This is a genomic window from Microbacterium sp. Cr-K20 (genome assembly GCF_000708325.1).
GTDB lineage: Bacteria > Actinomycetota > Actinomycetes > Actinomycetales > Microbacteriaceae > Microbacterium.
Genome location: NZ_JARE01000081.1, coordinates 13,438 through 28,604 on the forward strand (window position 1 = coordinate 13,438; position 15,167 = coordinate 28,604).

Annotated in this window: 10 protein-coding genes; 8 read left to right on the forward strand and 2 right to left on the reverse strand. The window is 70.6% G+C overall.

The window, feature by feature from the left end:
• Window positions 1–3 precede the first annotated feature (3 nt).
• Window positions 4–1,374, reverse strand: coding sequence for a sulfatase family protein (locus tag GZ67_RS19940; RefSeq protein WP_051662635.1), 1,371 nt, complete (start codon window positions 1,372–1,374; stop codon window positions 4–6).
• A 1-nt stretch (window position 1,375) separates the two neighbouring features.
• Window positions 1,376–2,347, reverse strand: coding sequence for a hydroxyacid dehydrogenase (locus GZ67_RS0118525; protein WP_231481873.1), 972 nt, complete (start codon window positions 2,345–2,347; stop codon window positions 1,376–1,378).
• A 143-nt stretch (window positions 2,348–2,490) separates the two neighbouring features.
• Here GZ67_RS0118525 and GZ67_RS0118530 point away from each other — a divergent pair, with 143 nt between their 5' ends.
• From GZ67_RS0118530 to GZ67_RS20295, 8 genes are all read left to right on the forward strand, one after another.
• Window positions 2,491–3,654 (forward strand): ROK family transcriptional regulator, encoded by a 1,164-nt coding sequence (locus tag GZ67_RS0118530; RefSeq protein WP_051662636.1) that lies wholly within the window; start codon window positions 2,491–2,493, stop codon window positions 3,652–3,654.
• A gap of 133 nt (window positions 3,655–3,787) precedes the next feature.
• On the forward strand, window positions 3,788–4,951 hold the full coding sequence (locus tag GZ67_RS0118535) for a Gfo/Idh/MocA family protein (RefSeq protein ID WP_029263949.1): 1,164 nt from the start codon (window positions 3,788–3,790) through the stop codon (window positions 4,949–4,951).
• A 7-nt stretch (window positions 4,952–4,958) separates the two neighbouring features.
• Window positions 4,959–6,131, forward strand: a complete 1,173-nt coding sequence (locus GZ67_RS0118540; protein ID WP_029263950.1) for a dihydrodipicolinate synthase family protein — start codon at window positions 4,959–4,961, stop codon at window positions 6,129–6,131.
• Complete coding sequence (locus tag GZ67_RS0118545) at window positions 6,128–6,994, forward strand: sugar phosphate isomerase/epimerase family protein (protein WP_029263951.1); 867 nt, start codon at window positions 6,128–6,130, stop codon at window positions 6,992–6,994. The genes GZ67_RS0118540 and GZ67_RS0118545 overlap by 4 nt, the downstream gene beginning before the upstream one ends.
• A gap of 44 nt (window positions 6,995–7,038) precedes the next feature.
• Window positions 7,039–7,803, forward strand: coding sequence for a sugar phosphate isomerase/epimerase family protein (locus tag GZ67_RS0118550; RefSeq protein WP_029263952.1), 765 nt, complete (start codon window positions 7,039–7,041; stop codon window positions 7,801–7,803).
• A gap of 28 nt (window positions 7,804–7,831) precedes the next feature.
• Window positions 7,832–8,902 (forward strand): LacI family DNA-binding transcriptional regulator, encoded by a 1,071-nt coding sequence (locus GZ67_RS0118555; RefSeq protein ID WP_051662637.1) that lies wholly within the window; start codon window positions 7,832–7,834, stop codon window positions 8,900–8,902.
• Window positions 8,899–10,008 (forward strand): glycerate kinase, encoded by a 1,110-nt coding sequence (locus GZ67_RS0118560; RefSeq protein ID WP_029263954.1) that lies wholly within the window; start codon window positions 8,899–8,901, stop codon window positions 10,006–10,008. The genes GZ67_RS0118555 and GZ67_RS0118560 overlap by 4 nt, the downstream gene beginning before the upstream one ends.
• Before the next feature lie 201 nt (window positions 10,009–10,209).
• On the forward strand, window positions 10,210–15,167 hold a 4,958-nt coding region (locus tag GZ67_RS20295; RefSeq protein WP_197024992.1), incomplete at its 3' end, for a fibronectin type III domain-containing protein.

A 15,167-nucleotide genomic window follows, 5' to 3' on the forward strand; every position in this document is an offset into this window, starting at 1 on the left:
TGGTCAGAGGGGAAGTTCGACGGGCGCATCGTGGTGTGCGCTCGCGATCTGTTCGAGGCCGGCGAGTGCGAGGGCGTGTCGTGGTGAGGTCGGGTGGGTGAGCAGCGGGTCCGCGGTCTCCAGCATCCAGTGGCGCAGCGCGGCGGCGAATTCGGACACCTGTGCCGTCCGATCGGGATCGTCGATCAGGTTGACGAGTTCGTCGGGGTCGGCGGCGAGGTCATAGAACTCCATCACCGGGCTCGTGCCGATCGTGGGGCCGGTGAGGTCGATCGGGACGCTGCGATGCATCCAGGACTGCGTCGGGTCCATGGCGCGCGGAGCGTTCGAGAGGTTGAGGATGAGCTTCGCATCGGCGGACCGGACCGACCGCTTGGGATCGAAGTAGGTGTGATAGGTCAGCTGCCCGAAGGTGAAGGTGCGGGCGGGTTCGTCGTGTTCGACGAGGGGCACCAGGCTCGTCCCCGCGACGTCGGCGGGGAGGTCGGAGACGGCGAGTTCGAGCAGGGTGGGGACGACGTCGACGTGGCTCACGAGCTGTCCGACGCGGCGCCCCTGCCAGCGGGGCCGGCCGGGCACGCGCAGGAACAGTGCCACGCCGAGCCCCGCGTCGTAGAGCGTGCACTTCGCGCGAGGGAGGGCGAGCCCGTGGTCGGTCGTGAACACCACGATGGTGTCGTCTGCGAGGCCGAGTCGCTCCAGCTCCGCGAGGATCGCTCCGACCCCCTCGTCCATGTGGCGCACGGCGCCTTGCAGTTCGGCCATCTCCTCCTGCGCATCGGCCGTGTCTGCGAGGTATGACGGCACCGAGACGCCGTGCGTCGCATCCGGCTCCACGGCATCGCCGAGGAACCCCATGATGCCGGCGCGGTCGCGGTCGGACGGCTCGCGATGCGGCTCGTGGAATCCGGCCTGCAGATAGAACGGCTCGCCGGATGCCGCCGCGCGCGTGAGCGCGTCGATCGTGCGGGTCACGACGACGTCGCGGTCGCCTCCGGAGCGCACCTGATCGAAGCCGAGCCGGCGAGCGATCTCGGCATCCGCGTGCGTGCGGGACTCGTGGTGCACGCCGACGAGCTCCGTGCGGTAGCCGTGCTGCCGGAGGCGGTGGGCGAGGTGCGTCGTCGGATCCGTGAGGTCCCACCCGAACGGTTCGTGGGTGAGGCCGAGCACTCCGTGCTGCTGCGGGTAGGCGCCGGTGAAGAGGGAGGCGCGCGCCGGGCTGCAGTGCGGTGACGTGGCGAAGGCGGAGGTGAACACGGTCGACTCGGCCGCGAGCGCATCGAGATGCACGGTGGTCACGGTGGTCACGCCGTATGCCCCGAGGAAGCGGCCCAGGTCGTGGCAGTGCAGGAGCAGGATATTGCGCGCCATGTCAGCCCATCCTCTCGAGCGATTCGCGCGTGACGCGGTGACGGAGGGGCTGCCCCGCGAGGAAGCGGGCGATCTCATCTGCCACGATCGCTCCGGCTCGCGCGCGGGATTCGGCCGTGGCACCGGCGACGTGTGCCGTCAGCAGCACGTTGTCGAGCGCGCGCCAGCGGTCGTCGGTCGGGAGGGGTTCGGCGTCGAACACGTCGAGCGCGGCATCGATGCGTCCACTCGAGACGTGGTGGAAGAGGGCATCCATGTCGATCAGGGAGCTGCGCGCGGTGTTCACGAGGGCCGACCCGTCACGCATCATCGCGAGCTCGGCTTCGCCGATCATGCCCGCGGTCTCGGCGGTGGCGGGCGCGTGGATCGCGACGACGTCGCTGTCGGACAGGACCACGTCGAGGTCGACCGCGGCGGCGGCGGCGAGTTCGTCGTCGGGCGGAAGGTAGGGGTCGTACACCCGCACCTCCGCGCCGAGTGCACGGCACATGCGGATGTACTCGCGCCCGGTGCGAGACGCCCCGATGACGCCGACCACCGCCCCGGAGATCTCGCTCGCGCGATCGATCGTGCGGGCATCGTCCCAGGGGCGTCCGGATCGAAGCGCGTGATCCATGCGGTGCGCGCGGCGCAGCAGGGACAGTGTGAGGGTGAGCGACATCTCCGCGACGGCGGGCGACATCGCGGCGCCCGCCTGCGTGATCGGAATGCCGGAGGCCCAGAAGGCGTCGCTCACGAGGCTGCGCACGGAGGACGCGGCGTTCACGACGAGACGCAGGTTCGGCATGCGCGAGAGCATCTCCTCGTCGAGTCGGGGGAAGCCCCAGGCGACGACGGCGAGCTCGGTCCGTGCCAGGTCGGAGGTGGCGAGCGCATCGGGGTCGACGACGCGGACGTCGGTGGCGACGGAGCGCAAGGCGTGCTCTGCCGATGTCGGGAAGAAGGCCGCGCGCTCCGCAGGGGAGATGCTCACCAGCAGATGCTCTGCGGGAGGGGGTGCGGGAGAGTCCGTTCGGACCACGGTGTTCGACATGCCCAGAAGTCAAGCATCGGTGTTTCGTTTTGTCAATGACAAAAATAATAGGATGGGAGCATCGGCAGCGACGAAGGAGTGGCATGGGTGACGGGGTGATCGTCGAACGGCTCGCGGGTCGGATCGGCAGCAAGGCGCTCATTCGTGAGATCAACGAGGCCTTCGTCCTCGATGTCGTCCGACGCCGGGGGACCACCTCGAGAGCCGAGATCACGAGCGTCACCGGCCTCAGTCCTGCGACCGTCACCGGGATCTCCGCCCAGCTCGTGCGCGACGGGCTGCTGCGCGAGACCGACGTGCTGCGCGGCACGGGCGGTAGACCCGCACGACTTCTCGAACTCGGTACGGATGCCGTCGTGGCCGCAGGCGTGCGGCTCTCGCGGGAGTCGGTCGAGGTCGCGCTCGTCGACCTGCGCGGCGACGTGATCGCCACCGTGACCGAGGCGCTCCCCGCCACGGACCCGGATGCTGCCGCTGACGGGATCGCTGCGGCGGTGACCGCGCTTCTCGGGCGCCACCAGGGCTCGATGCTGCGGGGCGTGAGCGTCGCCCTCTCCGGGGTCGTCGACAGGCCGCGCGGCGTGGTCCGCCACAGCGGCGCGCTCGGTTGGCAGGACGTGCCGTTCGCCGCCCTGGTAGCCGACAGGCTCGAGTCCAGGGTCGTCATCGACAGCCTCGTGAACAGCTTCGCGACCGGGCTCCTGCTTCTCGACCCCGACCTCGCCGAGCGCGACGTGATCGTCTTCAGCGTGGGTGCCAGTCTCGGAGCATCGCTGCTCGTGGACGGGCGCATCCATCGGGGCTACCGCGGCGGCGCAGGCGGCTTCGCGCATTCGGCGATCGGCACGCGGGCGGGTGGTGCGGTCTGCCACTGCGGCAATGTGGGCTGCTTGGAGACGACCAGCAGTGTCTGGGGTCTTCGTCGCGCGCTCGAGGCGCGCGGATCCGCTGATCTCTCCTCTCCTGCGGCTGCGGATGTGCTCCGAGGCGGCGGGGCGCTGCTCGGCACGGCGATCGCGAACGCCGCGAAGATGTTCGGGCCGGAGCGGGTGGTGCTGGTGCTCGCGGAAGAAGTCGCGGCGACCCCGTTCGAGGATGGATGCCGTGACGCCCTCGCCGGCGAGTACGCGTTCGGTGACGGCGTCTCGCCCGAAGTCGTCTCGGTGCCTGCCGACAGCGACACGTTCGCCCGCGGCGCCGGTTACGACATGATCGGCGAGCTCTTCAGCGCCGAGCACGCCGGCTGACCGTACGTCCTCGCCGGGCATCTCGCGTCGCGGTTGCGCTCGGCTCTCATCTCGTGGCATGATCTCGGAAAGCGCTTTCCGATCCGCACCGAATCGAAGCGCGAACTGCTTCCCGCGAAAGAAACGGAACACCATGACCCAGGCGAACACCCGCGAGATCGGCATCATCATGAACGGCGTCTCCGGACGCATGGGATACCGACAGCACCTGGTGCGCTCGATCCTCGCGATCCGCGAAGAGGGCGGCATCGAGCTGCCGGACGGCTCCCGCATCACGGTCAAGCCGATCCTCGTCGGTCGCAGCGAGGCCAAGCTCGCCGAGCTCGCCGCGAAGCACGGCATCGAAGACTGGACGACCGACCTCGACGCCGCCCTCGCCGACCCCCAGTGGGAGATCTACGCCGACTTCCTGGTGACCAAGGCCCGCGCCACCGCGATCCGCAAGGCCATCGCCGCGGGCAAGGCCATCTACACCGAGAAGCCCACCGCCGAGTCTCTGGAGGAGGCGCTCGAGCTCGCCCGCCTCGCGAAGGACGCAGGCATCAAGACCGGCGTCGTGCACGACAAGCTCTACCTGCCGGGCCTGCAGAAGCTCAAGCGCCTGATCGACTCCGGGTTCTTCGGCCGCATCCTCTCGGTGCGCGGCGAGTTCGGCTACTGGGTGTTCGAGGGCGACTGGCAGCCGGCCCAGCGCCCGAGCTGGAACTACCGCACCGAAGACGGCGGCGGCATCATCACCGACATGTTCCCGCACTGGAACTACGTGCTCGAGAACCTCTTCGGCGAGGTCAAGAGCGTCTACGCGCAGGCGGCCGTGCACATCGCCGACCGCTGGGACGAGAAGGGCGAGCACTACACCGCCACGGCCGAAGACGCCGCCTACGGCATCTTCGAGATCGAGGGCGGCGTGATCGCCGAGATCAACTCGTCGTGGACCGTGCGGGTGAACCGCGACGAGCTCGTCGAGTTCCAGGTCGACGGCACGCACGGATCGGCCGTGGTCGGGCTGTTCGGTGCGAAGATCCAGCCTCGCAACGCCACCCCGAAGCCGGTGTGGAACCCCGACCTGGAAGACACCCGCGACTACGACGCCGACTGGCAGAACGTGCCGACCAACGACGTGTTCCTCAACGGATTCCGTCAGCAGTGGGAGGAGTACCTGGTCTCCTACGTCGAGGGCACCGACTATCCGTTCGACCTGCTCGCCGGCGCCCGCGGTGTGCAGTTCGCCGAGGCCGGTCTGACATCGAGTGCCGAGGGGCGCAAGATCGCCCTCGAGCCGCTGGCGCTGGGCTGAGGCGCGCATGAGCACCCTCCGACTTCTCCGCGCGACCGGGGAGACCGCCGACGTCTCCCTCAACGACTCGGGCGCGTACACCCGTCCGACCACCCCGCTGCAGAGCCGGGTCGCCTACGCCGCCGCGCATGTGGTGCCGAAGGTGCACGCCGACAACACCCCGGGGCAGCCGGCCGACATCGACTGGGACGCCACGCTCGCGTTCCGCCGCAACGTGTACTCGTGGGGGCTCGGCGTCGCCGACGCGATGGACACCGCACAGCGGAACATGGGGCTGGATGCCGCGGCCACCCGGGAGCTGATCTCCCGCAGCGCCGAGGTCGCCCGGGAGGAGGGCGGCTCGGTCGTCGTCGGCGTCAACACCGACCACGTCGCCGAGACGCACATCTCGATCGACCAGGTGATCGCCGCCTACCTCGAGCAGCTGCACTTCACCGAGGAGCAGGGGGCCGGGCCGGTGCTCATGGCCTCTCGCCACCTCGCCCGCGTCGCGACGGATGCCGACGACTACCGCCGCGTCTACCGCGAGGTGCTGTCGCGCGCGACCGTTCCCGTGGTGCTGCACTGGCTCGGCACGGCCTTCGACCCCGAGCTGGCCGGATACTTCGGCGCCGACGACTGGCAGACGGCATCCGCAGTGCTGCTCGATGTGATCGCGGAGAACCCTGACAAGGTCGCGGGCGTCAAGATGAGCCTGCTGAACGCCGAGTCCGAGATCTCGGTGCGCGAGCGGCTTCCCGAGGGCGTGCGCATGTTCACCGGCGACGACTTCAACTATGTGAGCCTGATCGGCGGCGACACCGTCGGCGACGGCGCGGGGCACTCCGACGCACTGCTGGGGGCGTTCGCGGCGATCACCCCGGTGGCGTCGGCGGCGATCCAGGCGCTGGATGCCGGAGACCCGGAGGCGTACCTGCGCATCCTCGGCCCGACCGAGGAGCTCAGCCGACAGGTCTTCGCCGCGCCGACCTTCTACTACAAGACCGGTGTCGCCTTCCTCGCCTGGCTGAACGGGCACCAACCGGCGTTCCAGATGGTGGGAGGCCTGCACTCCGCGCGCAGCCTGCCGCATCTGAGCCGCATCGTCGAGCTCGCCAACGCCTCGCTCGCGCTCGAGCAGCCCGACCGCGCCCGCGAACGGTGGCACGGGATGCTGCGCCTGAACGGGGTGGACGCATGAGCGCCGTGGATCCGCGCCTGTCGATCAACCAGGCCACCATCAAGTACGCCGACCTGGCCACGGCCCTGCGGGTCACCGCCGACGCCGGCATCCAGGCGATCGGACTGTGGCGCGAGCCGGTCAACGAGGTCGGCCTCGACATCGCGGCCGGCATGCTGTCGGACTCGGGGCTGCGCTTCACGACCCACTGCCGTGGCGGCTTCTTCACGCTGCCGGCCGGGGCGGAGCGGGAGGCCGCGCTCGACGACAACCGTCGGGCGATCGAGGAGACCGCGACCCTGGCCGCCGCCGGTGCCGAGGGCTCGACCGCGGTGCTCGTGCTCGTCGCGGGTGGCCTTCCCGAGGGGTCGCGCGACCTGATCGGGGCGCGCGAGCGTGTCCGCGATGCGATCGGCGTTCTCGCTCCCGAGGCGAAGGCCGCGGGGGTCACACTCGCGATCGAGCCGCTGCATCCGATGTTCGCCTCCGATCGTGCGGTCGTCTCGACGCTCGGTCAGGCGCTCGACATCGCCGCCGACTTCGAGCCCGCCGTGGTGGGCGCCGCGGTCGACACCTTCCACATTTGGTGGGATCCGCAGGTGCTCGAGCAGATCGCCCGCGCGGGTCGCGAAGGCCGCATCGCCACCTACCAGGTGTGCGACTGGAAGACGCCCCTCCCGTCCGACGTGCTGCTCTCGCGGCATTACACCGGCGACGGGGTGATCGACTTCGGCTCGCTCACTCGTGCGGTCATCGCGACCGGGTACGACCGCGACATCGAGGTCGAGATCTTCAACGCCGACATCTGGGCGGATGCTCCTTCGAACGTCGTGCGCCGCACGGCCGACACCTTCGCCGCGGCCGTCTCCCCGCACCTCGGATGACGCCCGCCGGTCACCGGCAGGAACGGGACTGAGAGGATGACGCCATGACCCGCACCCGCCCAGGACTGTGCTCGGTGACCTTCCGCGCGCTCGCGCCCGAGCGGATCATCGAGCTCGCAGCGGATGCCGGGCTCGAGGCGATCGAGTGGGGCGGCGATGTGCACGTGCCGTCGGGAGACGTCGTCCGAGCCGGAGAGGTCGCCCGCCTCACCGCGGACGCGAGCCTCGCGGTCGCGTCGTACGGGTCGTATTTCCGCGCCGGAGCGGACGAGCCCCTGACCCCGGTGCTCGACAGCGCCGAGGCCCTCGGAGCCGATCGTGTGCGCATCTGGGCAGGCAGGATCGGCTCGGATGCCGCGACCCCCGACGACTGGAGCGCGGTGGTCGACCGACTGCAGGCCGCGGCCGCAGAGGCGGCGGGCCGCGGCATCGCCCTGGCTCTCGAGTTCCACTCCCGCACGCTCGCCGACACGGCGCCGACGACGCTGCGGCTCCTCGCCGAGGTCGGCAGCCCGGCGCTGTCGACCTACTGGCAGCCGACGGTCGGAGCCTCCGTCGACACCGTGCTGGAGGAGTACCTCGCGCTCGCCGCGCACACGCGGGCGGCCCACGTCTTCTCCTGGTGGCCGCAGGACGAGCGGCTGCCCCTGCGCGCGCGGGACGCGCTGTGGACCCGGTTCTTCGCGGCGGCGGCATCGGCCGCGGCGCCCCCACGGGATGCGCTTCTCGAGTTCGTGCCCGGCGACGATCCGGCCCTGCTCGCCCGCGAGGCGGCAGCGCTGCGCGACTATCTGGAGAGGCCCGCGTGAAGAATTTCCGGGAAGTAGGCTCGGAGACATGACCAACCCCGCATCCCCCGCGGAGCGGCCGTCGTCGGAGCGCGCCTCACGTCATCCCCGCGGCCCCGCGCCCACGCTGCACGACGTGGCTCGCGAGGCCGGTGTCTCCTTGGCCACGGCCTCGCGCGCGCTCAACGGCTCGGAGCGCAAGGTGGCCGAATCGTTCCGCGAACGCGTCGAAGCCGCGGCGGCGAAACTCGGCTACACGGCCAACGTCTCCGCCCAGGCGATCGCCCGGGGAACGTCTCCCGTCATCGCCCTGCTCGTCGCCGACATCGCCGACCCCTACTTCGGGCTGATCGCATCCGGCGTCGCGCGTGGTGCCGACGAGCACGGACTGGTCGTGACCATCGCGATCACCGAACGCGATCAGGAGCGGGAAGCGCGGATCGTGCGTGCTCTGCGCGGCCAGCGTCCGCGCGGGCTGATCCTCGCGGCCTCGCGCACGCAGGAGCCCAGGGAGGTCGACACCGCGCACGAGCTCGCCGAGTTCGCCCGCCTGGGCGGCACGGTCGTCGCTTTCGGGCCGGACGGCGACGCGGATCGGCGCATCGAGATCGACAACCGTTCCGGCGCCGAGGCGCTCGGTCGGCGGATGGCCGAGCTCGGCTACCGCTCAGCGATCGTGCTCGGCACCGCCGAGGGCGTGCGCACCTCGGATGATCGTCTGGCCGGGTTCCGCGCCGGGTTCGAGGATGCCGGGGGCGCGGTGGAGAGTGTGCGGCGGGGGGACTTCCGGCGCGAATCGGGTGCGGCGGGCATGGCGGCCGCCCTCGCCGACGGGGTGCCGGCGGGAACCCTCGTCTTCGCGATCAGCGATGTCGTCGCGATCGGTGCGATGTCCGCCATCCGCGAGGCCGGTCGCGAGATCGGCGCGGACATCGCCGTCTGCGGCTTCGACGACGTGCCCGCGAGCAGCGACGTGTCCCCGGCGTTGACGACCGTCCGCGTACCGCTGACCGAGGTGGGCTACCAGGCCTTCCGCGCGACGGTCGACGCCGATTGGGAGCAGTCGCCGCTCCCGCTCGAAGTCGTCGTGCGGGCGAGCACTCCCGCGATCCCCCGATGACCCGCGTGGTGCTGGCGCCCGACAGCTTCAAGGGCACGCTCACGGCGGCCGACGCCGCGGCGGCGCTCGCCGAGGGATGGACCGCGGTCGATCCGGCCGCGGAGTTCGTGCATCGACCGATGGCAGACGGCGGCGAGGGCACGGTCGCCGCGTTCGAGGCCGCGGTCCCCGGTGCGGTTCGGATGCCCGTGGTCGTCGACGGGCCTGCCGGCACCCGCATCGACACCTCGTGGCTGCTGCTGCCGCCGAGAGAGGATGCGCCCGCGGGAACCGCGGTGGTCGACCTCGGTTCGACCTCCGGAATCGAGCTCCTCGACGAGCTGCAGCCCTGGGATGCTGACACGACGGGCCTCGGCCAGGCCATGGCCTCAGCCCTCGATCACGGTGTCTCGTGTCTCGTGGTCGGCATCGGATCGAGCGCCTCGACCGACGGCGGCACCGGGATGCTCACCGCGCTGGGTGCGCGGTTCCTCGACGATTCCGGCGCACCCGTGGCCCGCGGCGCCCGCGGGCTCGCCGAGATCGCCACGGTCGACGTGACGGGGTTGCGGGCGGCACCCGAGGTGCGCGTGCTGACCGACGTCACCAACCCGCTCACCGGCCCGCGGGGTGCCGCCGCGGTCTTCGGGCCGCAGAAGGGGCTGCGTTCGGCAGAAGACATCGCCCTCGCCGATGACGGTCTGCGCCGCCTCGCCGACCTGCTGGGCATCGACCCGGCGGGGCAAGGGTATGGCGCGGCGGGAGGCACCGGTGCCGCGCTCGTCGTGTGGGGCGGCGTGCTCGCACCCGGCGCCGCCGAGGTGGCCGAGCTCATCGGCCTCGCCGACGCGATCGCCGACGCCGACTTCGTCATCACGGGCGAAGGCTCCTACGACGGACAGTCCGGCGACGGCAAGGTGCCCTCGTTCCTCGCCGGCCTCGCCGCCGTCGCGGACACCCGCGCGCTGCTCGCCGCCGGACGCATCACCGCGGATGCCGACACCGCGCTGTTCGCGGCATCCGTTTCTCTCACCGATCTCGCCGGCTCCTCCGAGGCCGCTCTCGCCGACCCCGCGCGTTGGCTGCGCGAGGCCGGCGCCGTGCTGGCTCACTCCGCCGCCTCCTGAGGTGCTTCTCGGCGTTTCCCCGTCGAAAACCAACCATCCGACGTAGGGTTCGCCCTCTGCTACGATCAGCGCAGAATACCGGTTGTTCGATCGAATGGACTGAGCCGGCTTCGCTCGATCTAGGGGAGATTGTCCGTGAGTCCTGTCCGTTCGCGCCGTCGCGCTGCGCTGTCCGAATCGCACCGGGGGCTCCGGTCCCGCATGCTCCGCACCGGCGGGGTCCTGCTCACTGCACTCGCCCTGATCGCATCTTCCGCGGTGCCCGCCGTCGCGGACGAGATCGCGCCTGCGACGCCGACGATCGTCACCGCAGCAGCATCGGACCTGGTCAGCGACGACCCCGCGGTGGTCTCGGCGGCCCACGGAGCGCAGATCAGCACCGAGCTCGGTGACGTCTCGTCGCGCGACGCATCGTCCGACGATGCCTCCGACGCCGAGCCGCCGACCCCGGATGCCCCGGCAGCTCAGTCGCGCATCGTCGATGCGGCAGCGACCGAGGCGGACCCGCCGGAATCGAGCTACGGCGAGGTGGTGAGGGTCACCGTCTCCGGACGCTTCGTGACCCCCGCGGGCGCGGCGGCTATGGGCGTGAACCTTCGGGCAGAGGCCATCTACGGCGATGGTCCCGGCCTGCTGGCTCAGATCACCACCGGTGCGAACGGGACGTTCACGATGAACGTGGAGACGGCGCGTCCCTTCTACCTCCTGGTGACCCCGGGCGCGGGCTACGTCCCTGGGACGATCGGCACCGACCGCAAGATCCTTCCGGGCAACTGGTCGGAGGGTCAGTGGGTCCTGGAGCCCGTCGCGGCCGTCTCGACGCTGGGCGACGTCGCGCTCGTCGCCGGACAGCAGGTGTCGGGAACCGTGACGGTCACCGGTCCGCTGTCGCCCACCGAAGCTCGGCTCCAGTTGTCATCGGACGGTGCGCAATTCGAGCAGCCGCTGTCGATCCAGACGGGCTCGACGCCCTGGTCGATGACCGTGCCCAAGGGTACGTATCGCGCCTCGGTGAGCGCCTACGGGCCGGGCATCCAGGGCTACCACGGAGGCACCTCGTACGAGACCGCGAAGCTGATCGTCGTGAACGGCGCGGTGTCGAACATCGGGATCGGGGTGACCGTGAACTCCCGGACGATCTCGGGCACGGTCCGCGACCTGAAGGGGAACCCGGTCGAGGGCGCCGGTGTCACGCTGAACCCGCGCCCGTGGGTGCCCGGGAGCCTCTCCCGGTCCGCGTCCACTGCGGCCAACGGCACGTACACCCTCATCAACGTCGTGCCCGGTACCTACGATCTGAGCTTCTACGGCTCCGGACCTGTCACATACTGGCCCGGGGTCAGCAATTGGGCGGATGCCGGGACCATCACCGTCACGAGCGCGTCCGCCTCGCTCACCGGCCACAACGCCACGGTGACGGCCGGGGTGCGCATCACCGGGCGATCCACCAATCCGGACGGGACTCCTCGACAGGGCGACTCGATCTCGTTCACCCGTGCGGGCAGCGACGACGTCGCGTCCACCGTGACCGGCGCCGACGGCTCGTACTCGTCCTACAACCTGCCGGCCGGCGACTACACCGTCGGTCTGAGCCACGCCGGCTCCGCAGGGGCGCCGCAGCAGTGGTACGACGGCAAGAGGAGCGCCGCCGAGGCCAATACCGTGCGCGCGACGACGGACGGCGCGGTCTACGGCGGCATCGACTTCGTCGCCGTGAAGGGCGGCTCGATCACCGGTACCGTGTCCTTCGCGAACGGCACCGCGGTGAACGGCGCCACGGTCTCGGTCTACGCCGCGCATGACACCTACCAGCCCGTCGCCACCGCGACCACGGATGCGCAGGGCCGATACGCGGTCAAGGGTCTCAACCGCGAGAACTACGTCGTCAAGGTCACCTCGGGCTCCAGCGGCGTCGCCGACGTCTGGTTCGGGGCCAGTGCCGACGATCCGGCCGCCGTCGTGATCGAGCTCGGTCTCGATGCGACGTTCCGCGCCGATGTCACCGCCGTCCTCGGCGGCACGATCAGCGGAAGCCTCACACCGAGCGTCGCAGGTGAGACGTACTGGGTCACGCTGACCAGGCAGGACGGCTCCGCGCAGCGCTCGATCGCGGTGCCGACCACCGACGGCTCCGCCGTTGCATGGGAGGTCTCCGGCCTGACGGGCACGTGGATCGCTTCGGTCGACGATGTCTACTGGAACGGCGCCGGCTCGCCCGATGGGTTCACGCCGATCACCGTCGCCCCCGGTCAGGTCTTCGGCGGCGTCGACATCGATCTGCGCAAGGACCTGAACGTCACCGGAACGCTGAGGACCACAGACGGATCGGAGATCGCGCGCGTCGACGTGACGATCGAGCGCCAGGACGGCGAGTGGTGGAACTACGTCGACTCCTCGTATGTGACCGGCACGAAGTTCGGGTTCTCCGTGGAACCGGGCGTGTATCGGGTGCGCACCTCGGGATACTCCCCGAACGGCGACGCGCTGCGTGAGACGACGACGCCTCTCACCGTCGTCGCCGGGAAGCAGACGGTGCTCGACATCACGACCCAGCGGGGCTGGACGATCAGCGGACGCCTGACCGACGCCGCGACGGGTGAGCCGGTGTCCGGGGCATCCGTCCGGGCGCACTCGCTCGTCACCTACTCGTCCGCCTATGGCACGACCCAATCCGATGGAAGCTACCGAGTCGTGGTCGGGGCCCCCGGGGCCTGGGATGTCGTCGCGGCGGAGGGCTCTACCACCTACTCGGCGGCGACACGGCGCGTCACCCTCGCCGGCACGGATCTCACGGACATCACCTTCGCGCTCGCCAAGGGTCAGCGGGTGAGCGGCCGGGCGACCGGCGAGAACACGACGAATCCGCTGCCCGGCATCCAGGTCGATGTCTGGAACGCCGCGGGGGAGATCGTCGCCTCGGCGACCACCGCCGGCGACGGCACCTACCGCACTCCCGCCCTGGCTGACGGCACCTACACCGTGCGATTCGTGAACTGGAACGGACTCTACGTCGAGGAGTGGTGGAAGGATGCCACGACCTCCACATCCGCGACGAAGATCAGCGTCGCGGGCAAGCCGGTCACGGCCGTCGACGCCTCCATGCGTCTCGGCGGCGTCATCATCGGGTCGGTGCTCAACGCCGACGGCGATCCGCTCGCGGGGGCGACGGTCGGTCTCGCGACGCTCCCGGATACGGGGATCGGGGCGTTCATCGCACCCCTGACGCAGATGTTCGGTGCCACGCCCGGGGGAACGATCCTCGACGTCGAGACCACCACCGATGCGGACGGGACCTACACGCTGCCACCGGTGGAGGCGGGATCGTACGGGTTGTACGTCTACTCGCCGACGACGGGCACGACGTGGTTCGACGGCAAGAAGACGTTGAGCGAGGCGGATGCCGTCGAGGTCTCCGCCGGAGGGACCGTGAGCGTCCCGCTGCAGCTGCGTGCGCTCGCCTCGGAGGAGGAGCCGCGCACGCCGGAGCAGTCCATCAGCGATGAGTTCACGATTCAGCGACAGCCCGCCGACGTCACCGTGACCGACGGCGAGACGGCGACTTTCCGCGCCGCCGCGTCGGGTGCGACGGCACCGACGATCCGGTGGGAGAAGCGCAAGTCGGGTGCCTCGGCATTCACGACGATCGCGGGCGCGACCGACTCGACGCTCGCGCTGACCGGAACGCTGGCCGACTCCGGCACAGCGTTCCGCGCCGTCTTCACCTCGGATGGAGCGACGAAGACCACCGACATCGCGACGCTGACGGTCATGGCCAAGCCCGCGGTGCCGAAAGCGCCGACGGTGCCGGTCGTGTCGAAGCTGCAGGACGCGGCCGCACAGCTCGACTGGACCGCGCCCGCCTCGGGAGGATCTCCGATCACCGGGTACTCGGTGCGGATCTACACCGGGGGAGCGCTCGTCCGAGAGATCGCCGTCACCGGTGAGTCCTTCTCGCTCACCGGGCTCACCGCGCAGACGACCTATGCGGCGTCTGTGACCGCGGTGAACGCGGTCGGCAGCGGTGTGGAATCGCCGCGGGTCTCGTTCACCACGCTCAAGCCCCTGACGGTGCCGACCGCTCCGACCGCGGTGTCGGTCGTTCCCGGCGACGGGCAGGCCGTGGTGTCGTGGAAGGCACCGACCTCGAACGGCGGGTCTGCGATCACGGGTTACACCGTGACGGCGTCGCCGGGCGGTGCCAAGGTGACGACGACGGGTGCGACGACCGGAACGGTCACCGGACTCACGAACGGCACCGCGTACAAGTTCCTCGTCACGGCGACGAACGCGGTGGGGACGTCCGTGCCGTCGGCCGTCTCGGAGGCAGTCACCCCCGTGGCCGCGCCGAAGGCTCCCGGTGCCCCGACCGCGGTCACGGCGGTGGCCGGCAACGGACAGGCGACGGTGTCGTGGAAGGCCCCGGCCTCGAACGGCGGGTCTGCGATCACGGGTTACACCGTGACGGCGTCGCCGGGCGGTGCCAAGGTGACGACGACGAGTGCCACGACCGGGACGGTCACCGGGCTCACGAACGGAACGGCCTACACGTTCACGGTCACGGCGAAGAATGCGATCGGCACGTCGGTCGCGTCTGCCGCCTCTGCGGCCGTGACGCCGACGACCGCCCCGACCGCTCCGGTTGCCCCGACCGCGGTGTCGGCGGTGGCCGGCAACGCTCAGGCGACGGTGTCGTGGACGGCATCGGTGTCGAACGGCGGGTCCGCGATCACCGGTTACACGGTGACAGCGCAGCCCGGCGGCAAGACCGCCACGACCACGGGTGCCACGACGGCCACGGTCACGGGCCTCGCGAACGGGACGGCATACACGTTCACGGTGAAGGCGACGAACGCGGTCGGCTCCTCCGCGGCCTCCGCCGCATCCGCCGCGGTCACGCCGAAGGCCGCCGTCGCCGCGGTTTCCCGTCAGTCGGGTCCTGGTCGGTATGAGACGGCGGTGGCGGTATCGGTGGCGTCGTTCCCGACGGCGGGCGTGCCGGTGGTGTATCTCGCGAACGGGCGGGACTTCCCGGATGCGTTGGCGGGCGCGGCGGCGGCGGGGCACTTCGGTGGTCCGGTGCTGTTGACGGAGCCGGGCGCGTTGCCACCCGTCGTGGCCGCAGAGCTGGCGCGTCTGAAGCCGCAGAAGATCGTGATCCT